This is a genomic window from Enterococcus sp. DIV2467a (assembly GCF_050532945.1).
GTDB classification, from domain to species: Bacteria; Bacillota; Bacilli; order Lactobacillales; family Enterococcaceae; genus Enterococcus; species Enterococcus faecalis.
On the sequence record NZ_CP172896.1, the window covers coordinates 528055 to 554800 of the forward strand.

A 26746-nucleotide genomic window follows, 5' to 3' on the forward strand; every position below is an offset into this window, starting at 1 on the left:
CATTGAAGGCATAAAAATTTTATCTCTGTTATAATGAAGGTAACCAGATAAAAGTGAGGTCAAATAATGAAAAAAATGCATGTTGAAAGTGAATTTGCACCGTTGCGTTCAGTTGTTTTAGCACAATCGCAATTTTGTTTACCAGATAAATTTGATGAAGCGGATACGACTTTTTTAACAGAGGAAAATGCCCGTTTAACACAGAATAATGAAGGGCGTGATTTAGCAGACTTTGCACCAGAACAACAAGTGCGTTGGGAAAAAGAAAAAGAAGTCATGCAAGGAGTATTAGAATCTTATGGCGTAGAAGTATTTCGTCCACGTTTATTGACAACCTATGAAAAAGAACATGGCAAGGAATTGGGCGTAGGATATAGTAACTTCTTTTCACGAGACCCTTTTTTTACAATTGGCAATCTCTTAATAGAAGGAAACTTAAGATTTCAACACCGTCGACAAGAAATTTTACCAATTCGTCCGATTATTCAGCAGTGGACACAAGAAGCAGAAGGCTATTATTTTGCTGCGCCACAACCTGACATTTCTGAAGGGGCTTTAAGTGAAGCAGGTCCCTTTATTGAAGGCGGCGATGTTTTAGTTCTAGGAAAAACAATTTTTGTGGGCTACTCTGGCTTGGCAAGTAACCTAGCAGGAATTCAGTGGTTAGCCAATATGATTGGTCATTTTGGTTATGAAGTGGTGCCGGTTCGGTTACATCCGCATATTCTCCACTTAGATTGTGCGTTGAGCTTGTTGAGAGAAGGCTGGATGATTGTTTGTGAAGAGGCCTTTTTGGATGGACTTCCTGCGCAATTAGCAAACTGGGAAAAAATTCACGTTACTTTGCAAGAAGCAGCGTATTTAGTGACAAATGGTCTACCGCTTAACGAAGAAACGTATATAACGGACCAATCGTTTACAACTTTAATTCCTCAAATAGAAGCAAAAGGTATCAAAGTTGAGGCAATTGATTACCATGTTTCTAGAATGTTAGGTGGTTCCTTCCGCTGTACAACGCAAGCTTTGATTAGAGAATAGTCAGCGAGTGATTATCAATTTTCGTAAGAAAAAATGTACGTTTTGTCTATGAAAACGATATAATTTTAGTTTTCACTATTTTTTTTAAAAATATTGAGGAAATTTCGATTTAATAAATGCGAGAAAACGTCAAAATGTTAGTGTTTGTTACTAATGTTTTGACGTTTTCTCGCTGTTTTTTTATAAAATTACTACTTTATATGTGAAAAAAAACAATATATTTTTTGAAAATTACGTTTTCAAAGACACAAAAAGTCGTTGGAACCTTGCTGTTATAGTAAATTCATTTTTTTTGCATGAGGTGTTTAAAATTTGAAATCACAAGCAGTCTTTTTTTCGCTATACTTAGTTTACGTTCTACTGAGATAGAAAAGTTTTTCACTTTTTTATTCATTAATTAACCAAGATATAAAGGAGAGAGTAAAATGAAGAAAAAAACATTGGTAACTTTATTTGCAGGAACGGCAATTTTAGGGGCAAGCATCGCTCCTGCAGCAGCACATGCAACAACGACTGGTACAACACCAGCAAACGTAGAAATGACGAGTGGTTCATTACCAGGTGGTAATGGTGATGGAGAAGATGGAAGTACCCAAGAACCAGAACCAGGTACGAATACTAACTTTGATTTGTTATATGTTCCAACAGAATTCAAATTTGCTTCGACAGAAGTTAGTTCTGATTTATCAGCGATTTCATTAGATGCAAATGGTACACAAACAAAACGTTATGCGGTCGGGGATGTTCGTGGAACACAAGCGGGTTGGTCAGTTACTGCAGGCGTTGCTGAAATGAAAAATGGTACTGCTACTTTAGAAGGTTCAATTACCTTTGCGCAAACAGGAGCAGTAGCTAAATACGATGAAACAGCAAAAACATACTCACGTGATGTGGCTGCCTTTGCAGCAGATCCAGGAAGTCCTGAATTTGCTGGAACAACTATTCCAGTAGGTGGAGCAGCTGTATCAATTGCTACAGCAGCAGTTGGTAAAGGTCAAGGTACATGGGATTCTGAATTATCAAATGTAAAATTAAACATTACAACACCTAGTTCACAAATTACAAATGGTACGTATACAGGTAACGTAACTTGGACATTAGTGGCTGCGCCATAAAAAGTTACTAACGAGAATACTGCATTACTAGAAAAGGAGCTGCGCAGTGGTGCACGGCTCCTTTTCGATACATAGGAGGAACAAATAATGAAGACAATGCGCTGGCTAATCGTCACAGTTTTTATTTGTGTGATGGCATTAAGCATCCCTTCTGCTGTACAAGCAGAAGAAGCGGATGACAACATGAATACAAAATTTACAGTTAAACCCAATATTCCTGAGAATCAAGCGAAAAATACGCAATCCTACTACGATCTCATTGTAAAACCAGGACAGAAACAAGAAGTCGAATTATCATTAATTAATAAAACAGATGAAGAATTGACGATTGATTTAAATTTGGCGAATGCTGTGACGAATGACAATGGTTTAATTGTGTACAATGATTTCGAGAAAAAACCAGATTCAAGTTTAAAAGTACCCTTGACAACATTAATTAAATTACCTGAGGAACATGTAAAAGTTCCTGCTAAGAAAACCGTAACAGCCAAAATGACTGTCGAAATTCCAGCGAATGGTTTCCAAGGATTAGTTTTGGGTGGTGTTTATGCTTCGCTTGCAGAAGATGAAAAGGAAGAAAAAGGAAAATCAACGGGTTTAACCAGTCGATATGGATTTAATGTAGCAATTGCTTTACGAATGTCAGAAGATACACCGATGTATCTAGCAGAGACTCTTCAATTAGTTAAATTAGTTCCGACCATTGCTTTAGGAAATAAATCGGTCCAAGCGGTTATTCAGAATCCGACATCCGCTATTTTTCCTGAAGTACGTTTAGAAGGAAAAGTAACGAAAAAAGGCGAAACGAAAGAATATGCCAAACGGATTTTACCAAGTGTTCGTTTTGCGCCAAATTCGACGATGAACTTCCATTTAGATTTCGGGAAAGAAGATGTTCGTCCAGGAACCTATATTTTTGAAGGAAAAGCGGTCTTGAAAGAAGATGAACAACAAGTGTGGCCGTTTAAGCAAGAATTTACCATCAGTAGTCAAGAAGCCAAAAAATTAAATAAAGAAGCAGTAGTGAAATTGGTCCTACCGACTTGGTGGAATCAAGCTTTTTATGGCTTGTTAGCTGCAACAATTGTGAGTCTAATTCTAGCTATTTGGCGTTTTACGCAACAGAAAGCAACACTGAAACAACAAGCCTATTTACAACAAGAAAAACAGGCAGCCTTGAAAAATAGACAAGGAGCACGCTATGATGACAATGAAAAGTAAAGGGTCACTTCTGGTGACGTTGGGAATACTTTTAACCGTTGGCATTGCGAGTCTAATTGTTTCTTCTGAGAGTTTTGCAGAAGAAGTAGGGCAAACGAATATCGGTGTAACGTTCTATGGAGGGAAAGAGCCACTAAAAACGGAAGGTGTCATTAAGCCAACAGAGCAACCAGTCACTGATAAAGATAAAAAAAAGTCACAACAACAAGACAAAGTGAGCAGAAAAACCACTGCTAAAACGAATCCGACTAATGCACAGACGTCATTACCAAGGACAGGTGAACGAAATAGCACGTGGCTTTACAGCCTTGGTATTGCATGTTTACTCGTAGTACTAACAAGTTTCTATTATTTGAATAAAAAAAGGAAAAAGGAAAAATAATGTGCTGTTTTTATAAATAGAGTTAATGTAGAAGGAGGAATATAGATGGAGATTACGATGTGGATTTGGATTTGTGCTGGCTTGGCCGTCCTTTGTTTTGCTTTGTTTTTACTGTTCTTAGTAAATAGCATGAATTTTGTACATCTGGCAAAGCCTAAGCAGTCTTTAGTAAAACAATCAATGTTTAGTTGGCTGCTTCTGGTGATGTGTGGCGGCTGGGTAGCGGTGGCTATCTTGCTGAATATCGCATTACAAACACAATTAACATAAAGAAAACCCGTTGTAAGTTTTTAAGAAACTTGCAACGGGTTTTTGTTAACTTTAAAATAAAGAACGGTACAATTTATCAAAAAAGTACAGTAGACATTTGTACCCAACTTAGATAGAAAATAAAGCGCTATCATTATATGATGATTACAGGAGGAGGACACAGCTGTGAATTATAAAATAAGTTATCTCCTTGACGAGTATGCAGGGCAAAAAATTGCGCTCTCTTTGGCTCAACAAATAACCGATCTTTCGCAACGAGAATTAGTGACGCAACTTTCGACAATAGGCGGAGAAGTTCAACAGAATACCGTCAGCATTCCAAACCTTTCCGCAAATGAATGGGGAAAACAACTTTTTCAACAACGTCAAGTGATCTATAGCGAAACAGAAAGACAAGCACTTATTTTTTTGCTCACTTATTCAGAAATCGAAGAACTATCGGTGTATCATTATCAAAATTTTTTAGACGTTTCGAAAGGCACTATTTTAGCGGACATCAAAAAAGTACGACACCAACTAGCAACTGAAAACATTGCTTTATCCTACGAACGAAAACGAGGGTTTTACCTAGAAGGAGATGAATTTCGGATTCGTCGTTTCGGGAAAAATTGGCTTGCCCGCCTCTTACAACAAAAGTCGGGCACCTTCGCTTTATTTTGCTGGCTCAGTCAGCATCAAATGAGCCAATACGCAAAAATACGTGACGGCATTCAATTAGCCGTCCAGGAAGCACAGCTTCAACTGGTACCCAGCAGATTGGATGAAATTAGTTACTTTCTTGCTTTTTCTCAAAAAAGATTAGGCAAATATGGAACAGTCGTCTGGCCTGAGAACCAGTTAATTCAGTCCTTACGCGCTTATCCCGTCAGTCATCGTATTTTAAGTGATTTAGTTGGGCCAGTGGCGAATGTAGAAACTGAGAGTCTTTTTTTCACGATTTGTTTAATGACAGCCTTGCAAGGAGAATTGCGAGATACGAAGTTAGAGTTTTTATTAGATATTTCTGGTGAAATTATTCGGAAAATGGAATTGTTGGCCGTTGTTCAATTTGAACAGCCTCGTGAATTGCTCATGAATGTGTATTATCATCTGGTTCCTGCCTATTTTCGGATTAGCTATGGCTTTTACTTGCCGAATGTTTTAATCAAGGATATTCGACAATCGTATCGGTCGCTTTATCATCTTTGTGAACAAGCGTTAGCTCCTTTAGAAAAATTAACGAAACGGTCAATCCCGTCAGAGGAAATCGGTTTTTTTACCATATTATTTGGTGGAGAAATTTTCGGCCAAAAAAATGAACAGCGGCAAGAAAAGCTAAAAGCGCTAATTGTTTGTCCCAGTGGTATCAGTTCTTCGTTGATTTTGCAATCGGAATTGCGTCGGCTATTTCCAATGATTGAATTTAAAGAAACAAATGCGGTGAGGGAAATAGAGAATGTATCTGAAAAAAGCTATGACATCATTTTCTCAACGGTCCCTATTGAAACAGCCAAAAAGGTTTATCTTACCAAGCCCATTATGAGCTCTTTGGAGAAAAATCAATTGATGCACCAAGTTCAATCAGATTGGCTATTGCCAGGTATTTCCATGCCAGATGTTAAAGATATTTTAGATGCGTTAAAACCTTATATTTCCTTAAAAAAAGGAGTCACAGAAGCGCAGTTATATCGTGTCTTGCATCGTAAAATGAACAAAATTTTAGAAAAAGAGGAGGATCTGCGTCCAATGTTATCGGAATTATTAACAACAGAAACAGTCCAAGTCCTGCCTGAAGTTGCAGACTGGCGAGCGGGAATTACAGAAGCTGCCAAGCCGTTATTAAAAAATGGCAGTATTACGGAAAAGTACATTGATGCAATGATTCAAAAAGTCGAATCGTTTGGGCCATTTATCCATATCTGTCCAGACGTAGCATTGCCTCATGCGCGACCAGAAGATGGCGTTAATCAGTTAGGCATGTCATTACTAAAAATCCAAAAAAGTGTCGATTTATTAGAAGATCCTAAGCATGAAATTCACCTTTTTATTTGTTTAGCTGCTTCAGATAACGAAACACATTTACGGGCCTTATCTAGTCTGACAAAAATTCTATCAAAAAAAGAATCATTACATCGCTTAGTGGCGGCTGAAACCGTCCCAGAAATACTATCAATTATCCAAGAAGGAGAGAAATAAGATGAAGATTTTTACAGTTTGTCAAAGTGGTTTAGGAACAAGTTTTATGGTGCAAATGAATATCCAACAAATTTTAGAGGAAGTCGGTGTTGATACAGATAATTTTCAAATTGATCACACAGATGTCGGGAGTGCCAGTGGCGATATGGCTGATTACTTCTTTGTCGAAAAAACATTGCAAGATGCTTTAGGGTCAATTCCTGATGAAAAAATCATTCCTTTAAATGCGATTATTGATTACGATGAAACGAAGGAGAAAGTCTTGAAAGTTTTAGATGACAATGGCATTGCACATCAATAAGAAGGAGGAAAAACATGGAAACTTTATTGAATTTATTTGTTTCAATTGTTAGCCAGCCAGCGATTCTGGTTTCATTAATTGCTTTGTTGGGATTAGTTTTACAGAAAAAGAAATTTTCTGATGTTGTTCAAGGAACGTTGAAAACATTCGTCGGCTTTTTAGTTTTAATTGGTGGCGCAGGGCTATTAGCGAACTCGTTAACGCCCTTTGCGGAGATGTTCCAAACCGCGTTAAATACACAAGGCGTGGTGCCTAGTAATGAAGCAGTTGTAGCGATTGCCTTGCAACAATATGGGACACCAACTGCTCTGATTATGTTGGTGGGCATGGTTGTTAATATTCTGTTGGCGCGTTTTACACGTTTTAAATATATCTTTTTGACAGGTCAAGCGATGATGTACGTTTCGTGTTTGACAGCCGTTATTTTAGTGGGGGCCGGTTTTAGCGTTAGTTTGCCAATGATTCTTTTAGGTGGTTTATTTGAAGGAACTTTATTAACAGTGACACCTGCTCTTTGTCAGCCCTTTATGAAACAAATTACTGGAAATGATAAAGTAGCAATGGGGCATACAGGGAATATTGGTTATGCGGCAAGTGGCTTTATTGGAAAAGTCTTTGGGAATAAAGAAAAGTCAACGGAAGATATTAAAATTCCTAAAAGTTTTGGTTTTTTAAGAGACTCAACCATCTCAATTATGATTTTGATGTCGATTGTCTATGTGATTTTGGCTTTGCTGGCTGGGACAGGCTATGTCGAGCATGAGTTAAGCAATGGCGAAAATGCGATCATCTTTTCATTAATTCAAGCAGGAACCTTTACGGCTGGTTTCGTTGTGGTTTTACAGGGTGTGCGGATGGTTTTAGGAGAAATTGTGCCAGCTTTCCAAGGAATTGCTAAAAAATTAGTGCCTAATTCTAAACCAGCACTTGATGTTCCCATTATCTTTCCTTATGCGCCAAATGCTGTCTTGATTGGGTTCTTTGTGAGCTTTATTGTGGGAACTATTTCAATGTTAGCGATGGTTGGTCTGAATACCACCGTGATTATACCAGGCGTTGTCGGGCACTTTTTCTGTGGTGCCGCGGCAGGCGTTTTTGGAAATTCCACAGGGGGACGTCGGGGAGCGATTTTAGGGGCTGCGTTTAATGGCTTATTAATTAGTTGGTTACCGTTATTCATTTTACCAGTCTTGGGTGATCTACAGTTAGCATCCTCAACGTTTGCGGATACGGATTATTTAATCCCAGGCCTATTTTTAGGCAAATTAGGTGAGGCAGGTCCGAGTCTTTTAGTAGGGGGAATCATTGCTTTTGTAGTGGTTGTTCTTTTGGCTAGCGCTGTTTTGACTATGCGGGAGAAAAAAGTCGCCGAAGAAAACTAAGTGTTTTGTTCTAAAAAAAGGCAAGTGGGACAGAAGTCGTTTTGACTTCTGTCCCATTTGCCTTTTACCATTGTTCTTGGATAAACTGTGCAATTTGTTTCCGCGCTTGTCGTCCTTCTGGCAAGTATTGTTTCATTGCGAAAACGTGTTGCATGCCAGGCACCAATCGGCAAGTATCTTGTGGTCGTGGCCCTAATTGTTTTAAAAATTGGTGATAGGAAGGGCAAAAAACTTCATGTGTGCCGCCCACGAAAAAAAGTGGCGGAAATTTTTGATAATCAAAGGACAAGCAATTTAAAGAAAGTGTGGCGTGATTGGCCGTGTCGTCAATCTCTTGGGCAATTAATTGTAAATAGTTCATGCCAATCATTTTGTCCTTTTTTTGATAACTTTTGGCAACAGGAATGTCTAAATGTCCATCTAACCAAGGAGAAATTAAAACAGCAGCTTTGGGTAAGCGTTCAGGGAAATCGGTGGCTAAATTCTGCAATACGTTTAAAACCAATGTGCCACCAGCAGAATCACCTAATAAAATAACATCTTCGGGATCATAATGCTGTAAAATTTCTTGATAAGCAGCATAGCAATGATTATAAATATCAGCAAAAGACTTATTTGGTGCTAATGGATATACAGGGATAAAATAATCTGTTGCAAAAGGGAGATCTTCAATTAGTTTATAACTAAAGTCTAATTGGCTATAGGCAAGATTCAATGTAAAGCCCCCACCATGCAGGTACAGTACAGCTTTCTTGGTAGGCGCAATAACGGAGTTTGACATGCGATACATCGTAGGAAATTGAGTCATTTCTTGAAGAGGAAAAAGATGACGTAAATGTTTTGGCAAAGTTACTTGTTCATTTAGTGATCGTTGCCAATGATAAAAAGCCTTGGTGACTTTCGGATTTCGTTCAAGGCGAGCAATTTGGGAAAGACGTAAAGAATCTTCAAAAAGACAGGCTTTTAAGGATTTTTGACGAGAACGTGCGTGAAACAAATATGCGCTAGCTAACAACAAACCAATCGATTTCTTTTTCAATTAAGGCCCTCCATTCAGCAAAAAGTAAATCATTTTTTCTACAGTATAACATTTTAAAAGTAGAACAACGAAATTTGTTGAAGGGATGAAAGGACGGTTTAAACGAATGTACGTATTTATTTGTGGTTGCGTAAAGTAAATGATTGTAGTAAATTAAATGAGATTAAGAGGTCCGGTGAATGGGCGCGTTCACGGCAAGGAGAGAAGTAGGATGACAAATAAAAAGGTTACAATTAAAGATGTTGCCAATGACTCAGGTGTCTCCATTACTACCGTTTCACAAATTTTAAACGGGAATGGGGCACGGTTTAGTGGGAAAACGGTCGAAAAAGTATTGGCTGCAAAAGAGCGATTAAACTATCAGCCCGACTATTTTGCGCAACGTATGGTGATGAAAAAAAGTAAGACAATTGGCGTAATCGTACCTGATATTACCAACCCATTTTTTGCGCAATTGATTCGAGGAATTGAAAGTGTTTTATACAAAGAAAATTTTATACTGATGTTATGCAATGCGGACCAAGATGTTACAAGAGAACATGAATATTTAACAGAGTTGATTCGTCGCAGTGTCGATGGTTTTGTGATTGCAAGTTCTGAAATTTCCAACCAAACGATTAATGAAACGCTACGTGCGAAAAAGATTCCATTTATTGTACTTGACCAAAAAAAAGCAGAAGGCTTTAGCGACGCTGTTTTGACAGACGATTATAGAGGTGGGCAACTAGCAGCAAAGCATTTACAAGAGCAACGACATGAACAGGTCGTCGTGGTAATGCCACCACATGCGCCAGTCAATATTCAGCAACGATTAAAAGGTTTTTGTTCTGTTTATACGGAAAAGGTCCAGTTAATCGAAACAGAATTATCAAAAACCGGCGGCTACCAAGCTGTCCCCGAAATTTTAAAAACAGAGAGCACCGGAATTTTTGCTATCAATGATGAAATTGCTTTTGGTTTATACCGAGGATTAGCAGAAGCGGGCAAAAAAATTCCTGAGGATTATAGTATTATTGGTTATGACAATGTTGATATGTGCGAGTATGTTTCGCCGCCGCTAACAACAATTGCTCAACCTGTTTTTCAATTGGGGCAAACTACGGCGACTCTATTATTGGAAAGAATCCATCAGCCAGCAAAAGATTGGGAGGAGCAAACCTTGCCTGTCCAACTGATTGAACGATTTTCGACAGCACCCTTGAAATAGCTTTCAAGGTGTGCTATATTTTTGTTGTGGAATTAAAACGTTTTACTAAAACGTTTTAATTAGAATGAAAAAATAAATTTTATTGAGGTGGATGAAAATGAACGCGGTTACAATTATCGGAAGTATCAATTTAGACACAACATTAAGAGTCAAAGAAATGCCAAAACCAGGCGAAACAATTCACGCCATTGAACATTTTACAGCGGGTGGTGGTAAAGGAGCAAACCAAGCAGTCGCAGCGAAACGTTCAGGCGCAGAAACATATTTTATTGGTGCTGTGGGAAATGATGGCGCTGGAGCTATGATGACTGATTTAATGAGTCAAGATGAAATTAATTTAACTGGGGTCACCACTTTAGAGAAAACAGCTACTGGCCAAGCTTTTATTATGGTAGATAACGCTGGTGAAAATAGCATTATGATTTACGCGGGAGCCAATAACGCCTTTACGCCAAAACAAGTACAGGAACATCAAGAAATTATTGAAAAAAGTGATTTTGTGATTGCCCAATTTGAAAGTGCGATTGATAGTACGATTGCAGCGTTTAAAATTGCTAAAAAAGCAGGCGTCAAAACGATTTTAAATCCCGCACCTGCGTTAGAACAAGTTCCTGAAGAATTACTAAACGTGACAGATATGATTGTACCAAATGAAACAGAAACAGAAATTTTAACAGGCATTAAAATCACAGATGAAGAGAGTATGCGTAAAGCCGCAGAAGCACTTCATCAATTAGGGATTGAAGCAGTAATTATTACAGTAGGTAGTAAAGGCGCCTTTTATGACGTCAATGGACGAAGTGGTATTGTGCCTGCTTTTAAAGTGAAAGCGGTTGATACAACGGCTGCTGGCGATACTTTTATTGGCGCATTAAGTAGTATATTAGAAAAAGATTTTAGCAATTTGGAAGAAGCTATTCGCTATGGAAACAAGGCGTCCTCGTTGACTGTTCAACGTTTTGGAGCCCAACCTTCGATTCCTTATCAACACGAATTGGCAGACAAATAAAAAGGAGCGAGCGACATGAAAAAAACAAAAGTTATTAATTCAGATATTTCCCGCGTCATCGCACAAATGGGTCATTTTGATAAATTAAGTATTGGTGATGCAGGCATGCCAGTGCCTCGGACTACAGAAAAAATTGATTTAGCAGTTACCAATGGCGTCCCTAGTTTTATGGAAGTTTTAAACAATGTCCTTGAGGAATTGGCAGTTCAACGAATTTATTTAGCAGAAGAAATTAAAACAGAAAATCCTGACATGTTGGCAGCAATTGAAACTCGTTTACCAGAAACTCCCATCAGTTTTATTCCTCATACAGAGATGAAACAAGAATTAAATAACTGCCATGCATTTATTCGGACAGGGGAAATGACTCCTTACGCAAATATTTTATTAGAAAGTAACGTTGTCTTTTAAACGAGAGAGGGGAAATAGAGATGAATGCGACTGCATTATTAATCGGTTTAGGACCGCTTCTAGGTTGGGGGCTTTTCCCGACAATCGCTTCCAAAATTGGTGGTCGTCCAGTGAATCAAATTCTTGGTACCAGTTTAGGAACATTAATTTTTGCCGCTATTTTTTCAATGATTAATGGTTTAGCTTTTCCAACGGGCATGGATTTATTCTTTTCAATTTTATCTGGTGTCGGTTGGGCCTGTGCGCAAATCATTACGTTTAAATGCTTCACGATGATTGGTTCATCACGTGCCATGCCAGTAACGACCGCGTTCCAACTTTTAGGTGCTTCTCTCTGGGGTGTCTTTTTCTTAGGAAACTGGCCAGGTGCGACAGCCAAATTGTTAGGCGCGTTTGCCTTAGTGTTAATCATGATTGGTGCCAAAATGACGGTCTGGTCGGAAACGGAGTCCGCTGAGAGTGCTGGGATTATGAAAAAAGCAGTTCTTCTATTAGCCGTTGGTGAAATCGGCTATTGGGCGTACTCTGCAGCACCCCAAGCGACGGCAATTGATGGCATGCATGCCTTTTTACCACAAGCAATAGGCATGGTAATTGTGGCAGTTATTTACTCAGCAGTTGTCACTATTAAGGGTGGGGAAACATCCCCATTTATAGAAGCTGTTTCTTACAAACAAATTTTTTCAGGCTTTTTCTTCGCCTTTGCAGCGTTAACTTATTTAATTTCAGCGCAGCCAGATATGAACGGCTTGGCAACTGGCTTTATTCTATCCCAAACATCAGTTGTGCTTGCAACGTTGACAGGTATTTGGTTCTTAGGTCAAAAGAAAACAGCCAAGGAAATGACCGTAACGATTATCGGCTTAGTTTTGATTTTGGCAGCAGCTACGATCACAGTGATGATTTAAAAAAGTATTCAACGACCTATTATTCAGGGCGTTGAATACTTTTTTTTATTTGTTCTAAAAATAATGCAGCAGCTGTAGAAAGAACCGTATTTTTGCGCCAAATTAAACTAATTTTGGCTGTTAAAGCAGGATATAGCGGGATAAAACGTAAATTTGTTTGCTTTGTTTCTAGAATACCATCAATGCTTAGGGCGCTACCTAGCCCAGCTTCTACCATCAGTGAAGCGTTGTAAAGTAAGTTGTAGGTCCCAACGATTCGGAACTGATCTAGACTTGCTTCGAGCCAATCAGAGAGTTGGCTCGGAACTTGTGCTTGTCGAGAAATAAATAAAGGTTCTTCTTTTAAATCGGCTGCAGTAATAACATTTTTAGTGGCTAAGGGATGGTCCTTTACAGTGATTAAGCCCCATGTATCTACAACTGGTAATGTTAAATAGCTATATTTTTGTTTAGGTGCAGGCTCAATAATTAAACCAAAATCTAATAATCCTTTGTCTAGCCGTTCTATTACATCATCTGCATTCCCGCTGTATAAATGAAGGTGAATATCAGCTGAGTGCTGGCTTGTTATTTGTTGTAGTGCATTCGCTAAAAAAGACATAGCTTTTGTTTCGCCACCACCAATCGTGATTTCGCCATTAATGAATTCATTTTGCGACAAGTTGGTGACTGTTTTATTCGCTAAGCTTAAAATATCTTGCCCTTGTTTAGCTAAATATTCTCCTTCAGGTGTTAATTGTATTTGTCGATTTCCTCGTATAAATAATGTCACGCCTAATTCTTCCTCTAATTCTTTTAATTGCTTAGATAATGTTGGTTGTGATACATGCAATTGTTTGGCTGCGCCACTAATCGTTTTTTCTTGGACCACTGCTAAGAAATAGTGAATCACTCGTAATTCCATTACTTTCCCTCCTATAACTAAAACGCATACTTATCTATTTATTATAAGTATTAGACAGAGGAGTTGTCACGTATTACGATAAATTTAGCAAAAGGAGGCGATTAGGAATGCTTACAAAAAATCTCCAAGAACTAATTGCAACAGGTAGCATTGATAAAGATGAACCACTATTTCAACTTATTCATCAGATTCAAGAGGAAAATAGTCGCTATTTAATAGAATTAAATCAACAAGCCTATACACATAATGAAGTAAGGAATCTTCTTGCCACGATTATCCAAGACAAAATTGACGAAACCGTTACGATTTTATTGCCTTTTTATACAGATTTTGGACGCAATATACATTTTGGTAAAAATATTTTTATTAATCGGGCAGCTATGTTTGTTGATTTAGGGGGCATTATAATTGAAGACAATGTTTTAATTGGTCCGCGCGTTAATCTCTTAAGTGTCAATCATCCGGAACTGCCAATGAAACGGCGAGGCGTATTGCTAGCACCAATTACCATTAAAAAATTTGCGTGGTTAGGCGCGGGTGTCACTGTTTTACCAGGTATTACGATTGGTGAAAATGCTATCGTAGCAGCTAATGCGACTGTAACTAAAGATGTGCCAGCTAACGCTATTGTTGCAGGAACACCAGCTAAAATTATTCGTTGGATTCAGGAAGATAAGGAGGAAATATAATGAAATCATTATCAGAAAAAGTTATTGTTATCATGGGCGCTTCCAGTGGCATCGGTGAGGCAACAGCCCGTTTACTTGCCAGAAAAGGAGCGAAGTTAGTCATTGCAGCACGTCGACAAGAACGTTTAATTGCTATAAAAAAAGAACTTCCTGAAGCAACGATTCTCGTGCAACAAGCAGATGTAACGAAAGAAGAGGAAGTTCAGCGTGTAATCAAGCTTACAATGGAAAAATATGGACGAATTGATGTTCTTTTTAACAATGCAGGAGTTATGCCAACGGCGCCTCTTATTGAAGCACCAAAAGGAGAATGGCGTCAAATGCTAGATATTAATATTATGGGTGTTTTAAATGGCATTGCGGCAGTTCTTCCAATTATGGTTGAACAAAAATCAGGACAGATTATTGCTACTGATTCTGTGGCAGGACATGTCGTTTATCCAGATTCGGCTGTCTACTGTGGAACAAAGTTTGCTGTTCGAGCAATTATGGAAGGATTGCGACAAGAACAAAGAGAGAATAACATTAAATCAACGATTATTTCACCAGGTGCTGTACAAACAGAACTTTATCAAACAATTTCTAATCGAGTAGTAGCTGAAACGTTACATCTAGAACAGTTAAGTTGGGGCTTAAAGGCGGAAGACATTGCGCAAGCAGTGGTCTTTGCCATAGACACGCCAGATCGTATGTCAATCAGTGAAATGGTTGTTCGCCCGACCACACAAACGATTTAATTTAAAAAGTATTCCTAGAAAGGAATACTTTTTTTAATCGTGATTGTTCGTTTTTTACAGAATTTAGAATTTGATATTTACTTATTTGTTGGTTTATTATATGATTAAACACGTTGTTTCATTAATAAATTGAATATTTTACGAACATTGTAAAATGTTTAGATTTTAGGAGGACGGAACATGAAAGAAAAAATAAGTTCATATTTTGAACTTGAACAATTGAATACGAATATGAAACGAGAAATGTTAGCTGGTTTCACCACGTTTATCTCAATGGCGTATATTTTGTTCGTTAATCCAACCGTACTTGGTGCTTCTGGCATGGACGAAGGCGCTGTTTTTACTGCCACCGCTTTAGCGAGTGCCTTAGGTTGTATTTTAATGGGTGTGTTGGCGAAATATCCGATTGCGACAGCACCAGCTTTAGGAATTAATGCATTCTTTGCTTATTCAGTCTCTGTTGGTATGGGGATTCCTTGGCAAACGACATTAGCAGGCGTTTTTGTGGCTTCATTGATATTTATTTTAATTACAATTTTTAAATTACGCGAGCTAATTATTGATGCAATTCCTGCAGACTTGAAATTTGCCATTTCAGGTGGGATCGGGTTGTTTATTGCTTTTCTTGGTTTAAGCCAAGGTGGCTTAATTGTGGCTAATGATGCGACACTCGTTGGCTTAGGACCTTTGAATGTTGGTTCAACGTGGGTTACCATTGTCGGCTTAGTCGTAACTGCAATTTTGTTAGTTCGTCGAGTACCGGGTGGTATTTTTATTGGGATGGCGATTTCAACGATTGTTGGTTTAGCGACAGGCGTTATTCCAATGCCTGATAAGATTATTTCAAGCGCGCCAAGTTTAGAACCAACATTTTTAGTGGCGTTAGGACATGTGAAAGATATCAATACGATTCAAATGTGGGTCGTGGTTTTAACGTTCCTATTAGTAACATTCTTTGATACGGCTGGTACGTTGGTGGGCTTAGCCAATCAAGCAGGTTTTATGAAGGACAATAAAATGCCGCGTGTGGGGAAAGCTTTAGCCGCTGATTCAACAGCGATGTTAGCTGGTTCTCTATTAGGGACATCGCCAGTTGGCGCATATGTCGAATCATCTGCGGGGATTGCTGTGGGTGGTCGTTCAGGAATCACAGCTATTACAACCGGGATTTTATTTATTTTCAGTTTGCTATTTTCTCCTTTGTTAGCAGTTGTCACTTCGCAAGTTACAGCACCAGCGTTGATTATTGTTGGTGTTTTGATGGCACAATCCTTAAGCAAAATTAAATGGAACGAGATGGAAATTGCGATTCCTTCCTTCTTAATCTTGTTAGGAATGCCATTGACATACAGCATTTCAGATGGGATTGCCTTAGGCTTTATCTTCTATCCAATTACAATGATTGCGGCAAAACGTGGGAAAGAAGTTTCGCCAATTATGTATGGCTTGTTCTTTGTTTTTGTCGGATTCATGTGGATCCTGAATGCGCAATAAGCAAGAGAGAAAGTTATCAAATAGTTGATTCATAAGACAATGAACTTATGAATCAACTATTTTTTTCGACTAAGCACTAGAAAAACGCCCCTTATTTGATGTATAATTTGCAAAGACATTGACCTGTGAAGATACAGGAACAGAGAGGAATTAATTGAGTGAAGTATACAGAAATTATGGTTCGCTATGGCGAATTATCAACTAAAGGAAAAAATCGTAAAACGTTTATCATGCAGTTAGCACAAAATGTGAAACGTGCGTTAGCTGATTTTCCAGCATTGAAAATCCATGCAGATCGAGACAGAATGCATATTTTATTAAATGGGGAAGATAGTGAAGAAGTGATTCCGAAACTAAGTAAAGTGTTTGGAATTCAAAATTTTTCGCCAAGTATTCGTATTGAAAAAGAAATGCCAGCGATTCGTGCAATGGTTCAAGAGGTTGTTCGGGAAGTTTATACGCCAGGTAAGACGTTTAAAATTACTGCTAAACGCTCGGACCATTCATTTGAACTTGATTCAAATGGCTTGAATCAAGAATTAGGTGGGGCTGTTATTGAAGCCATTCCGGAAATTCAAGTACAAATGAAAAAGCCTGATATCAACTTAAGAATTGAAATTCGTAAAGATGCGGCGTATTTATCTTATGAAACGATTCGCGGTGCGGGTGGATTGCCAGTGGGCACCAGTGGTCGTGGTATGTTGATGTTGTCAGGAGGCATTGATTCACCAGTTGCTGGTTATTTAGCTATGAAACGTGGCGTGGAAGTGGAAGCTGTCCATTTTGCTAGTCCACCTTATACAAGTGAACAAGCGTTACAAAAGGCTAAAGATTTAGCTGAAAAATTAGTCCCTTATGTAGGAACTATTCAATTTATTGAAGTGCCCTTTACAGAAATTCAAGAAGAAATAAAACGAGTTGTTCCCCAAGGCTACTTAATGACCATTACACGACGTTTAATGTTACGCTTAACAGATGCAATTCGTGAAATGCGGAAAGGTTTAGTCATTATTAATGGTGAATCGTTAGGACAAGTGGCTTCGCAAACACTTCAAAGTATGGTAGCAATTAATGAGGTTACTTCAACACCGATAATTCGACCCGTTGTTTCAATGGATAAGACAGAAATTATCGAAATTGCCGAAAAAATTGACACGTTTGAATTAGCCATCCAACCCTTCGAAGATTGTTGTACAATTTTTGCGCCACCGCAACCGAAAACACGACCTCGCTTGGATAAAGCGCAAGATTATGAAGCGCGCTTAGACTTAGAAGGTTTAATGGCTCGGGCCTTAGAAGGACTCAAAATTACAGAGATTTCAGCAGAAACAGCGAAAGATAAACAAGAAGACGAATTTGCAGATTTCCTATAAGAAATAAATACAGTGACGGTCGCTTAGACGTCACTGTATTTATTTTGTACTTATTTCACAAACAAGTTGCTCGGAGAGGGGAACCGTGATAAACTGAATATGTGAAGTAGGTAACAAGGAGGACAGAGGATGGAGAAAAAAATGCCTAAAGCAACGGCAAAACGTTTGCCGGTTTATTTACGTTATTTAAAAATGTTAGGGGATTCTGGTGTTAAACGCATTAAATCACGAGAGTTTAGTGAAATGATCCAGATTCCTTCTGCAACGATTCGGCGTGATTTTTCCCACGTTGGTGAACTGGGCCGAAGCGGTTATGGTTACGATGTGCCGTATTTAATTGAGGTATTTAGTAATATTTTAAATACGCAAGAAGAAAAAAGAATTGCTCTGATTGGTTGTGGCAATTTAGGCAAGGCATTATTAAAAAATAATTTTAGACGCAACGAGAATTTGAATATTGTCTGTGCTTTTGATAATGATTCGGCTTTAGTTGGCACCACGATTAATGGATTATTAGTTCATGATATGTCTGAGTTAGAAGCATTCGTTCGACAAGAAGGGGTCACGGTAGCCATTTCTACAGTACCAAGTCACCATGCCCAAAAAGCCATCGACAAAATTGTTCAAGCGGGTGTGACTGCGATTTTAAATTTTGCGCCAGACCGTGTCAGTGTGCCAGCCAACGTTAGTGTGCAGTATATTGATTTAACAACGGAACTGCAAACACTGATTTATTTTAATGAAACTTTTTCACTAGCAAATAGCCCAAAGCAATAAAATTGTCTTCATAAAAATCCTCTACTATACTTATTATTGAAAGTGGAAAAGGAGGATTTCAGAATGAATGTTACAAGAAAAGGGCACGTATTAGAATTGACAGGTGAACAGCCCGAAGTTGGCACAAAAGCCCCCGTCTTTTCTTTGAAAAATTTAAACAACCAAGAAATCAACTTGGCAGATTATAAAGGTAAAACGGTTTTAATTAGTGTGGTTCCTGATATCGACACACGTGTTTGTTCACTGCAAACGAAACGTTTCAATCAAGAAGCGGCGAAATTAGACGGTGTTCAGATTATCACGATTTCCAATAACACAGTTGAAGAACAAGCAAATTGGTGTGCCGCTGAGGGTGTCGAAATGGAAATGCTTCATGATACTGAAGACTCATTTGGTGCAGCTTATGGTTTGTATATTCCAGAAATGGGCCGTTTAGCACGTGCTATTTTTGTGATTGACCCAGAAGGAACGTTAGTTTATGAAGAAATCGTCTCAGAAGTTTCGTCGGAACCCGATTATCAACAAGCGTTAGAAGCTGCAAAAAAAGTGTAATCCCTCTAGATTACAAATTGACTTTGCTTGCGCTTCATTGTAGAATGAAGCAAAGACAGCGAACAAGAGGAGTATCATTGGTGTCGTTTTAGAGAAAAAGTCGTTCAGGTGCAAGACTTTTACACAACCAGTGAGAAGGTAGCTTGTGAGTCAATGGTTTGAACACAGTACGTTAGTAGAACGATTCGTTTCGTGAACGTTATCTCACGAATGAGTGGCATTTGAATGAATTCAATTCAAATGCAATTTAGGTGGTACCGCGTAAATAAGATGAATCTACGCCCTAAAATACGAAAGTATTTTAGGGCGTATTTTAGTGTTTAGCCAAAAAAACTCATTTGTAAAATAATTACCGCTCCAAATCGCGTATTTTAAGAAAGAAGGGGAAAAAATGTCAGAAGAAAAAAACTTACCAACGAAATATCAACCGACAGAAATCGAAGCTGGCCGTTATCAAAAATGGCTAGATCAAGATTTATTTAAACCAAGTGGCGACAAAAAAGCGAAGCCCTATTCAATTGTTATTCCACCACCCAATGTAACAGGAAAACTACACTTAGGGCATGCTTGGGATACAACATTACAAGATATGATTATCCGCCAAAAAAGAATGCAAGGCTTTGATACGTTATGGCTACCAGGAATGGACCATGCCGGAATTGCCACGCAAGCAAAAGTAGAAGAGAAACTAGCACAACAAGGAATTTCACGTTACGACTTAGGTCGTGAAAAATTTGTTGATCAAGTGTGGGAATGGAAAGAAGAATATGCTTCTCACATTCGTGAACAGTGGGCAAAAATGGGCCTTTCTTTAGATTACAGCCGTGAACGTTTTACTTTAGATGAAGGGCTATCTGAGGCCGTTCGTAAAGTGTTTGTCTCTCTTTACGAGAAAGATTTGATTTACCGTGGTGAATATATCATTAACTGGGATCCAAAAGCGAAAACAGCATTGTCTGATATTGAAGTAATCCATAAAGATATTGAAGGAGCTTTTTACCACATGAGCTACCCATTATCAGATGGTTCTGGCGTTGTTGAAATTGCGACAACGCGTCCTGAAACAATGTTGGGAGATACGGCGATTGCGGTCCATCCAGAAGATGAACGGTATCAGGAACTTATTGGTAAGACAGTTGTCTTGCCATTAGTAGATAAAGAAATTCCAATTATTGCAGATGACTATGTAGATATGGAATTTGGAACAGGGGTTGTAAAAATCACACCTGCCCATGATCCAAATGACTTTGAAGTCGGTAATCGTCATGACTTACCTCGAGTAAATGTTATGAACGAAGACGGCACGATGAATGAACTGGCTGGAAAATACGAAGGAATGGATCGTTTTGCTGCACGTAAAGCGATTGTCTCTGACTTGAAAGAATTAGGTCGCTTAATTAAGATCGAAACAATGAATCACAGCGTGGGCCATTCAGAACGAACAGGCGTTGTCGTGGAACCTCGTTTATCGACCCAATGGTTTGTAAAAATGGGACCATTAGCTGAAAAAGCAATTGAAAATCAAGAAACAGAAGACGCTGTTGAATTTTATCCACCACGCTTCAATCAAACATTTTTACGTTGGATGGAAAATGTACATGACTGGGTTATTTCGCGACAATTATGGTGGGGCCATCAAATTCCTGCTTGGTATCACAAAGAAACGGGCGAGATGTATGTTGGGATGGAAGCGCCAGCCGACAGTGAAAACTGGGTTCAAGATAGTGACGTCTTAGATACATGGTTTAGTTCTGCTTTATGGCCATTTTCAACAATGGGTTGGCCAGATGAAGCAAGCGAAGATTATCAACGTTACTTCCCCACAAGCACATTAGTTACTGGCTATGACATCATCTTCTTCTGGGTAAGTCGTATGATTTTCCAAAGCTTAGAGTTTACAGGTGAACGTCCCTTCCAAAATGTCTTAATTCACGGCTTAATTCGTGATGAGCAAGGACGCAAAATGAGTAAATCATTGGGGAATGGGATTGATCCAATGGATGTCATCGAAAAATATGGCGCAGATGCATTGCGTTGGTTCTTATCAAATGGTTCAGCTCCAGGTCAAGATGTTCGTTTTAGTTATGAAAAAATGGATGCTTCTTGGAACTTTATCAATAAGATCTGGAATGCAAGTCGCTTCGTTATCATGAATGTAGAAGGTATGACTGCTGCAGATATTGACTTTAGTGGTGAAAAGACTGTCGCTGATCGTTGGATTTTAACGCGCTTAAACGAAACAGTCGCCCGTGTGACAGAATTATTTGATCGTTTTGAATTTGGTGAAGCAGGTCGCCAATTATACAACTTCATCTGGGATGATTTCTGTGATTGGTATATTGAAATGAGTAAAGAAATCCTTTACGGAGAAAATGAAGCAGCTAAACAAACAACACGGAGCATCTTGGTGTACACATTGGATCAAATCTTACGCTTATTGCATCCAATTATGCCGTTTGTAACAGAAGAAATTTGGGAAAAAATTCCGCATCAAGGTGAGTCATTGGTTGTGGCAGAGTACCCAGTTGTTCATGAAGAATTTAACGATGAAGCAGCAGCTCGAGGAATGGAAGTTCTGAAAGAAGTTATTCGTTCGGTTCGGAATATTCGAGCAGAAGTGAATACACCACTTTCTAAACCAATTACTTTGTTAATTAAAACAAACGATACAGAAGTAGAAGAATTTTTAACAGCTAATACTAGCTACTTGGAACGCTTCTGTAACCCAGAGGAATTAGTCATCAGTCGTGAAATAGAAGCGCCAGAATTAGCCATGTCCGCTGTATTAACAGGCGCAGAACTATTCCTACCATTAGCTGGGTTGATTAATATCGAGGAAGAAATTGCTCGCTTAGAAAAAGAATTAGACAAATGGACAAAAGAAGTCAAACGTGTGCAAGGCAAACTTTCAAATGAACGTTTTGTGTCAAATGCACCAGATGAGGTCGTGGAAGCAGAACGTGCAAAAGAAAAAGACTACCTTGAAAAACAAGAGGCTGTCAAAGAACGGATTGCCCAATTACGTTCAATCTAAAAAAGAAAAGACAACAAAACCAAACGTTGGTTGAGCCGACCCCCAAAAGTTAGACCTAGAAATCTAACTTTTGGAGGTTTTTTTGTATGGCAAAATACAGTTTTGAATTTAAACTTAAACTTGTTCATGACTACTTATCTGGTCAAGGAGGTCTAAGGTTTCTCGCAAAGAAGTATGGGTTTAAAGATAGTTCTCAAATAAGCAAATGGATAAATGCCTATAAAGAACTTGGTGAAGAAGGCCTACTTCGCAGTCGAAAAAATAAGAATTACTCTGTTCAATTTAAGCTAGATGCGATAGAGTTATATTTAACAACAGAGTTGTCCTATCAAGAAGTAGCTAATCTTCTAAAAATGAACAATCCATCATTGATTGCGAATTGGCTTAGAACGTATCAGAAGTTTGGTATAGAGGGACTCTCTAAACAGAAAGGACGTCCACCTACCATGTCTAAAAAGAAACGAAATGAACCCCAACCACTACCAAGTGAACGATCTCAAGTAGAGAAACTAGAAAAAGAAAATAGAATGTTAAAAATTGAGAATGCCTATTTAAAAGAATTGAGGAGACTGCGTTTAGAGGACGAACAAAAAATGAACGAATCGCACGAATCATTCACAGTCTCCGAAGACACTTTCGATTAAAAGATATTTTGGAAACCCTAAGGTTTCCAAAATCTACTTACATGTACTGGCAAAAACGCCTCGACAGAACAGCTTCAACACAAATCATTGAAGAAGAAATTCAAGCGATTCGTAAAAAACATCAACATTATGGCTATAGAAGGATAACCCAAGAATTGAAACGACGTGGATTTCAAGTGAATAAAAAGAAAGTCCAGCGATTAATACAAAAGTTAAAGTTACAAGTCAAAGCTTTTACTAAGAAATCCAGAAAATATAATTCCTATAAAGGAATCGTTGGTAAAATCGCTAAAAATTTGATTCGTCGCCGATTTAAAACCTCTGTTCCTCATCAAAAAATTACAACTGATACAACTGAATTTAAGTACTTTGAAGCAGATAACGCAGGCATCTTTCGTCAGAAAAAACTATACTTAGATCCATTTATGGATATGTATAATAGTGAAATTCTAAGCTATAGCCTTTCTACTCAACCAAATGGTAAAACAGTTATGGAAGGTCTGAAAGAAGCAATTTCTCAAACAAATGATTGTCCCTATCGGCGCACCTTTCACTCTGATCAAGGCTGGGCTTATCAAATGAATGTCTATATACAAACATTAAAGGACAACAATATCTTTCAAAGTATGTCTCGAAAAGGAACCTGTTTAGATAATTCTCCTATGGAGAATTTCTTCAGTATCCTAAAACAAGAAGTGTATTATGGAAAAATCTATCAAAGTCAGAATGAATTGATAGAAGCAATTGAGAACTACATTTATTATTACAATCATCACCGAATCAAGGAAAAACTTAACTGGAAAAGCCCAGTAGAATTTCGACAATTCAATCAAAAAACTGCATAAAAATAGAGTGGAAAAATCCACTCTATAAAAAGTCTAACTTTTTGGGGTCGCTACAGGTTTTGTTGTCTTTTTGTTATAATTTGCCAAATAATTGAAACAAATACAACATTAAATAGCTGTAAGTAGCCACAGACCAGAATTTCAATAAAAGAACAATTTTCATGAATTCTTTTAAAGAAATATCTGTAATTCCCGCCACTAAACAAACAATATCATCTGGAGCGAAGGGGACTAACATAGTAAAGATTAAGAGCTTTTTGACATTGTGTTCATTTTTGTCCAAAATCTCTTCAAATTTTTTGTATTTATTGGGAGAAAGGATTATTTTTACAAAGCTACGTCCATAGTAACGAACTAGTAAAAAGCCAACAAACTCACCAATAATCAACCCAAGATAGCTATACAAAAGGCCTTGCAAATTGCCAAACATCAACATTCCTGCAACAGAAGAGATTCCTCCAGGTAGAATAGGGATAATCACTTGGACGATTTGTAAAAGAATGAAACACAGAACCGCATAGTTACCAAACTGTTTAATAAAAGCTTGCAAGGAAGCAACAGAATGAAAAATTCCTCTGGAATATCCCCATAAAATTAAGCCGAAGAAAAGCACCAGTCCAACTAGGGGTAACCACCGAATGAGTCCATTTAAAAATTTTTTCTGATTAGTCATGAGTGGCCTCCTGACGTTTTCGACGGTATTTTTTAAAGCCAAGATAACCAGCCGTTCCCAGTAAAATCGTTCCGCTGACGGCAGTGCCAAGATAAATCATTCTTGGATGATAGGCAAAGGTTAACTGCTGTTTGCCAGCAGGGACTTCAACAGCTAAAAAGCCACCTAGAATGCGTTGTGTTTTTAAGGGTTCTTTTTGTAGCGACGATTTGACTTGCCAATCTTGGTCATAAGGAATGGACGTATACAGTAACTGAGTGTCATTTCCAGGTACATTCAATGCGCCATTTAAATGGCCTTTTTTAGTTGCATTCACGTGAAGAGCTTGTTGGCGTAATTTGTCAACCGCACGATTAAAGGCTGTTTGGTCTAAAGTTTGAAGTTGCCAATTGGTTAAATCAACCACTTGTTCAGCAGTTAGTGACAGGGTCACGGTAGTTCCTTTTTCAAAATGCCCTAAATTGAACAGTTGATTGGTTGCAATATAAATCGGCGTCGAGATAACTTGTTGGTTTACCTTCAATTGTGTAACTTTTTTCCATTTTAAATTCGGAATATAAAGATGCAAGTCACCAGTGCTATTCACTTTAAAGGTTGCTTCAATTGTTTCGTTGGTATGATGAGGTTCATTTATCAACGAAGCTGTTTTAAAGTAAGGTTTATCCGTCGGCACGAGCGTTTGCAGGAGTTCTTCTTGGGCATCTAAAGGATTATTTTTTGCTAATTTTAACTTGGTTAATGCGGTTGGCGCCAAAAAGCCCATACCAATCGCTTCATCATTTTCCATGATTTTCGTGGAACCAACTGTTTTTAGCAATTTTTCACTCGTAGGTTTTTCAATTGGTAAAAAGTCATATTTCACATTTAAAAGTAAATTGGTTAGTTGTGAATTATCCACATAGGCAATCCGGCGATCATTTTTTCGATATAAACCTAGCGCACTTAATGTGTCTTGGGTAGTGGCAGTTAAAGTCGAAGTATAGCTAGAAACGCCAGCATAGCCATAAAGTAAAGGATTATTGTAGCCGTTATTGATTTCACGGAACCCTGTTTCTTTGGAAGGAATGACTTGTTTCATGCGATAAAGTTCTGGTGCTGAGGCCATTTTTTCATCGATTAATTGGCTGTGTTTTCGGTAATCTTGGGCAAATGTTGCTTGGCTACCAAAGGGCATATGTTTAAAAGAAATCCAGAAATTCGTTGTTAATTCTGTGCTGACCAGTAAGAATAAAGCCACGACTACATAGTTTCTTAAGGCCTTTTTGTGCGCTAAACGCAAGCAAAAGAAAATCAACCAAATAAAAAGTAAACTTAGCCATAAATAATTGATCGAAATTAAGAGATTCTTTTGTGGACCATAATACAAAGATCCGTAGCCAATGACTAACAGCAGACTAAAAATAATAGGTGCGGTCCAAGGAATGGTCACTTTTTTAAGCCAAACTTCATAGGCAAAGACAATCAATAAAAAGCTAAAAATAAAGACATTTCGGTAAGGGAAACCAGCTGGGCTTTGAAACATGTGCCAGACAGTATTAAAGGCTTCTAACCAAAAGCTTAAAAAAAGAATGAATAAAAGAATTGCTGAAGCTATTCTTTCTTTTAACGCAATTTGTTTCGTTTGAAAATAGGCAACACAGAGGAGTGTCACAAATAATCCAGCAAAAACGGTTGGTAAATGGTCTAAACGCAACTCATAATTAATAGAACCTAAGCCTAATTGCGAGAAGAACGAAGTGTTGAACTTAGGCGTTAAAAAGAACGTCGAGACATCAAAGTCTGCTTTTTTTGTATAGAGCATCCCTTCTGCTGCAGGTAATAATAAAAAGCTAGTTGCGGTTCCTGTTAAAAAAGAAACGAGGATGAATAACGGACTTTGTTTAAAAAATTGCCGAATAGCATGGGCTTGGGTATTCTTTTTAAAGAACCAATAGATACTGTACAAAACAGCAAAGAGACAAATCATATAACCCATGTAGTAATTCGTCACAATCGCTAAAAACAGGGTTATACTGTATAAGCCCCATTTGCGTTGATCCCATAAACGTTGGAGTCCCAATAAGATAAGCGGGAATAGAATCAGTGCATCCAACCACGTAAAGTTTTGGCTATAGACGGTGACAAAGCCACAGAAACTATAGGACGTTGAAAAAAGTAACGTGGTGCCATCAACTTTTTGATAGGTGTATTTTAAATAGCTAAACATCGTCGTGCCCATCAAGGCAAGTTTTAAGGTAATAATCCATAAAATTGCTATAGGTAATTGTTCATAAGGAAAAAAGAAAGCCAACACATTAAAAGGGCTCAGTAAGTAATAGGCTGCCAAAGGAACAATCGACTCACCAATCTCATTGGAAAAAGAGTAGAATGTAGTTATTCCCTCGTGAAAAGAGCGTTTTAAAAAACTCAAGAAAGGCATGTATTGTGTGCCTAAATCACTAACTAATAAGTTGTTGTCACCAAAAGGCGCAAGTTGTAATGTCATCCATACAAGCAACAGAAGTAAAAACGGCAAGAAAAAACTTCCTAACCATAAAAGCTTCGATTTGTTTTTCATCAAAATAAG

General features: G+C 38.1%; 23 protein-coding genes, 1 pseudogene and 1 other annotated feature. Of the genes and pseudogenes, 20 read left to right on the forward strand and 4 right to left on the reverse strand.

Translation table 11 applies throughout. The features are described from left to right. Window positions 1–66 precede the first annotated feature (66 nt). The 8 genes from IGL80_RS02455 (at window position 67) to IGL80_RS02490 (ending at window position 7884) form a co-directional block, all read left to right on the forward strand. Window positions 67–1038 (forward strand): dimethylarginine dimethylaminohydrolase family protein, encoded by a 972-nt coding sequence (locus IGL80_RS02455; RefSeq protein ID WP_085366661.1) that lies wholly within the window; start codon window positions 67–69, stop codon window positions 1036–1038. A 425-nt stretch (window positions 1039–1463) separates the two neighbouring features. Further along, window positions 1464–2153: a WxL domain-containing protein gene (locus tag IGL80_RS02460; protein ID WP_002359146.1), complete on the forward strand. Its 690-nt coding sequence runs from the start codon at window positions 1464–1466 to the stop codon at window positions 2151–2153. 87 nt (window positions 2154–2240) lie between these two features. Further along, window positions 2241–3374, forward strand: coding sequence for a DUF916 and DUF3324 domain-containing protein (locus tag IGL80_RS02465; RefSeq protein WP_002385299.1), 1134 nt, complete (start codon window positions 2241–2243; stop codon window positions 3372–3374). After that, window positions 3355–3756, forward strand: a complete 402-nt coding sequence (locus IGL80_RS02470; protein ID WP_002359148.1) for an LPXTG cell wall anchor domain-containing protein — start codon at window positions 3355–3357, stop codon at window positions 3754–3756. Before IGL80_RS02465 ends, IGL80_RS02470 begins: the two co-directional genes overlap by 20 nt. Before the next feature lie 45 nt (window positions 3757–3801). Beyond that, window positions 3802–4026, forward strand: a complete 225-nt coding sequence (locus IGL80_RS02475; RefSeq protein WP_002355093.1) for a hypothetical protein — start codon at window positions 3802–3804, stop codon at window positions 4024–4026. A 165-nt stretch (window positions 4027–4191) separates the two neighbouring features. Further along, window positions 4192–6201: a BglG family transcription antiterminator gene (locus tag IGL80_RS02480; RefSeq protein WP_002404606.1), complete on the forward strand. Its 2010-nt coding sequence runs from the start codon at window positions 4192–4194 to the stop codon at window positions 6199–6201. A gap of 1 nt (window position 6202) precedes the next feature. Further along, on the forward strand, window positions 6203–6502 hold the full coding sequence (locus tag IGL80_RS02485; protein ID WP_002355095.1) for a PTS sugar transporter subunit IIB: 300 nt from the start codon (window positions 6203–6205) through the stop codon (window positions 6500–6502). A gap of 14 nt (window positions 6503–6516) precedes the next feature. After that, complete coding sequence (locus IGL80_RS02490; protein ID WP_002355097.1) at window positions 6517–7884, forward strand: PTS ascorbate transporter subunit IIC; 1368 nt, start codon at window positions 6517–6519, stop codon at window positions 7882–7884. A 64-nt stretch (window positions 7885–7948) separates the two neighbouring features. On the opposite strand, the gene IGL80_RS02495 is transcribed toward IGL80_RS02490, so the two are convergent. Then, the gene (locus IGL80_RS02495; RefSeq protein WP_002387320.1) at window positions 7949–8923 is read right to left on the reverse strand and encodes an alpha/beta hydrolase; all 975 of its coding nucleotides are present in this window, start codon (window positions 8921–8923) and stop codon (window positions 7949–7951) included. A gap of 211 nt (window positions 8924–9134) precedes the next feature. Between IGL80_RS02495 and rbsR the strand changes: the two genes are divergently transcribed. From rbsR to rbsU, 4 genes are all read left to right on the forward strand, one after another. Further along, entirely contained in the window at window positions 9135–10130 is a 996-nt protein-coding gene (gene rbsR / locus IGL80_RS02500; RefSeq protein ID WP_002359151.1) for a ribose utilization transcriptional repressor RbsR, read from the forward strand. Window positions 10131–10221: 91 nt separating this feature from the next. Then, the gene (gene rbsK / locus IGL80_RS02505; protein ID WP_002404607.1) at window positions 10222–11139 is read left to right on the forward strand and encodes a ribokinase; all 918 of its coding nucleotides are present in this window, start codon (window positions 10222–10224) and stop codon (window positions 11137–11139) included. Window positions 11140–11154: 15 nt separating this feature from the next. Further along, window positions 11155–11550 (forward strand): D-ribose pyranase, encoded by a 396-nt coding sequence (gene rbsD / locus IGL80_RS02510; protein WP_002359153.1) that lies wholly within the window; start codon window positions 11155–11157, stop codon window positions 11548–11550. A gap of 20 nt (window positions 11551–11570) precedes the next feature. Continuing rightward, window positions 11571–12458, forward strand: coding sequence for a ribose/proton symporter RbsU (rbsU, locus tag IGL80_RS02515; RefSeq protein WP_002359154.1), 888 nt, complete (start codon window positions 11571–11573; stop codon window positions 12456–12458). A 19-nt stretch (window positions 12459–12477) separates the two neighbouring features. Here the strand turns inward: rbsU and IGL80_RS02520 are convergent, their stop codons facing one another. Continuing rightward, entirely contained in the window at window positions 12478–13362 is an 885-nt protein-coding gene (locus IGL80_RS02520) for a LysR family transcriptional regulator (protein WP_002370030.1), read from the reverse strand. A gap of 107 nt (window positions 13363–13469) precedes the next feature. On the opposite strand from IGL80_RS02520, the gene IGL80_RS02525 reads away from it, so the two are divergent. The 8 genes and pseudogenes from IGL80_RS02525 to IGL80_RS02560 all read left to right on the forward strand — a co-directional run bounded on the left by IGL80_RS02525 (window position 13470) and on the right by IGL80_RS02560 (window position 23507). Then, window positions 13470–14051 (forward strand): DapH/DapD/GlmU-related protein, encoded by a 582-nt coding sequence (locus IGL80_RS02525; protein WP_002355105.1) that lies wholly within the window; start codon window positions 13470–13472, stop codon window positions 14049–14051. Continuing rightward, window positions 14051–14788, forward strand: coding sequence for an SDR family oxidoreductase (locus IGL80_RS02530; protein ID WP_002359155.1), 738 nt, complete (start codon window positions 14051–14053; stop codon window positions 14786–14788). Before IGL80_RS02525 ends, IGL80_RS02530 begins: the two co-directional genes overlap by 1 nt. Window positions 14789–14968: 180 nt before the next feature. Next, complete coding sequence (locus IGL80_RS02535; protein WP_002355107.1) at window positions 14969–16282, forward strand: NCS2 family permease; 1314 nt, start codon at window positions 14969–14971, stop codon at window positions 16280–16282. A gap of 158 nt (window positions 16283–16440) precedes the next feature. Further along, the gene (thiI, locus tag IGL80_RS02540; RefSeq protein ID WP_002359156.1) at window positions 16441–17655 is read left to right on the forward strand and encodes a tRNA uracil 4-sulfurtransferase ThiI; all 1215 of its coding nucleotides are present in this window, start codon (window positions 16441–16443) and stop codon (window positions 17653–17655) included. A 129-nt stretch (window positions 17656–17784) separates the two neighbouring features. Then, window positions 17785–18432 (forward strand): redox-sensing transcriptional repressor Rex, encoded by a 648-nt coding sequence (locus tag IGL80_RS02545; protein ID WP_002365189.1) that lies wholly within the window; start codon window positions 17785–17787, stop codon window positions 18430–18432. Window positions 18433–18495: 63 nt separating this feature from the next. Next, window positions 18496–18984: a thiol peroxidase gene (tpx, locus tag IGL80_RS02550; RefSeq protein WP_002367321.1), complete on the forward strand. Its 489-nt coding sequence runs from the start codon at window positions 18496–18498 to the stop codon at window positions 18982–18984. 49 nt (window positions 18985–19033) lie between these two features. Then, window positions 19034–19273, forward strand: a binding site (T-box leader). Window positions 19274–19375: 102 nt separating this feature from the next. Then, a complete protein-coding gene (locus IGL80_RS02555; protein WP_002359160.1) occupies window positions 19376–22018 on the forward strand; it encodes a valine--tRNA ligase in 2643 nt (880 codons plus the stop codon). A gap of 86 nt (window positions 22019–22104) precedes the next feature. Beyond that, window positions 22105–23507 (forward strand): annotated as a pseudogene (locus IGL80_RS02560) (IS3 family transposase). Between the two features lie 73 nt (window positions 23508–23580). On the opposite strand, the gene IGL80_RS02565 reads toward IGL80_RS02560, so the two are convergent. Beyond that, window positions 23581–24180: a TVP38/TMEM64 family protein gene (locus IGL80_RS02565; RefSeq protein ID WP_430598468.1), complete on the reverse strand. Its 600-nt coding sequence runs from the start codon at window positions 24178–24180 to the stop codon at window positions 23581–23583. Beyond that, window positions 24173–26737: a YfhO family protein gene (locus IGL80_RS02570; RefSeq protein WP_430598469.1), complete on the reverse strand. Its 2565-nt coding sequence runs from the start codon at window positions 26735–26737 to the stop codon at window positions 24173–24175. The genes IGL80_RS02565 and IGL80_RS02570 overlap by 8 nt, the downstream gene beginning before the upstream one ends. Between the last annotated feature and the right edge of the window lie 9 nt (window positions 26738–26746).

Coding starts and splice junctions, on each gene's coding strand:
- IGL80_RS02490 (WP_002355097.1), top strand. CDS start 6,517: ATGGAAACTTTATTGAATTTATTTGTTTCAATTGTTAGCCAGCCAGCG.
- IGL80_RS02545 (WP_002365189.1), top strand. CDS start 17,785: ATGGAGAAAAAAATGCCTAAAGCAACGGCAAAACGTTTGCCGGTTTAT.
- tpx (WP_002367321.1), top strand. CDS start 18,496: ATGAATGTTACAAGAAAAGGGCACGTATTAGAATTGACAGGTGAACAG.
- rbsR (WP_002359151.1), top strand. CDS start 9,135: ATGACAAATAAAAAGGTTACAATTAAAGATGTTGCCAATGACTCAGGT.
- IGL80_RS02530 (WP_002359155.1), top strand. CDS start 14,051: ATGAAATCATTATCAGAAAAAGTTATTGTTATCATGGGCGCTTCCAGT.
- IGL80_RS02485 (WP_002355095.1), top strand. CDS start 6,203: ATGAAGATTTTTACAGTTTGTCAAAGTGGTTTAGGAACAAGTTTTATG.
- rbsU (WP_002359154.1), top strand. CDS start 11,571: ATGAATGCGACTGCATTATTAATCGGTTTAGGACCGCTTCTAGGTTGG.
- IGL80_RS02465 (WP_002385299.1), top strand. CDS start 2,241: ATGAAGACAATGCGCTGGCTAATCGTCACAGTTTTTATTTGTGTGATG.
- rbsK (WP_002404607.1), top strand. CDS start 10,222: ATGAAAATGAACGCGGTTACAATTATCGGAAGTATCAATTTAGACACA.
- IGL80_RS02570 (WP_430598469.1), bottom strand. CDS start 26,737: ATGAAAAACAAATCGAAGCTTTTATGGTTAGGAAGTTTTTTCTTGCCG.
- IGL80_RS02460 (WP_002359146.1), top strand. CDS start 1,464: ATGAAGAAAAAAACATTGGTAACTTTATTTGCAGGAACGGCAATTTTA.
- IGL80_RS02455 (WP_085366661.1), top strand. CDS start 67: ATGAAAAAAATGCATGTTGAAAGTGAATTTGCACCGTTGCGTTCAGTT.
- IGL80_RS02475 (WP_002355093.1), top strand. CDS start 3,802: ATGGAGATTACGATGTGGATTTGGATTTGTGCTGGCTTGGCCGTCCTT.
- IGL80_RS02565 (WP_430598468.1), bottom strand. CDS start 24,180: ATGACTAATCAGAAAAAATTTTTAAATGGACTCATTCGGTGGTTACCC.
- rbsD (WP_002359153.1), top strand. CDS start 11,155: ATGAAAAAAACAAAAGTTATTAATTCAGATATTTCCCGCGTCATCGCA.
- IGL80_RS02525 (WP_002355105.1), top strand. CDS start 13,470: ATGCTTACAAAAAATCTCCAAGAACTAATTGCAACAGGTAGCATTGAT.
- IGL80_RS02470 (WP_002359148.1), top strand. CDS start 3,355: ATGATGACAATGAAAAGTAAAGGGTCACTTCTGGTGACGTTGGGAATA.
- IGL80_RS02535 (WP_002355107.1), top strand. CDS start 14,969: ATGAAAGAAAAAATAAGTTCATATTTTGAACTTGAACAATTGAATACG.
- IGL80_RS02520 (WP_002370030.1), bottom strand. CDS start 13,362: ATGGAATTACGAGTGATTCACTATTTCTTAGCAGTGGTCCAAGAAAAA.
- IGL80_RS02555 (WP_002359160.1), top strand. CDS start 19,376: ATGTCAGAAGAAAAAAACTTACCAACGAAATATCAACCGACAGAAATC.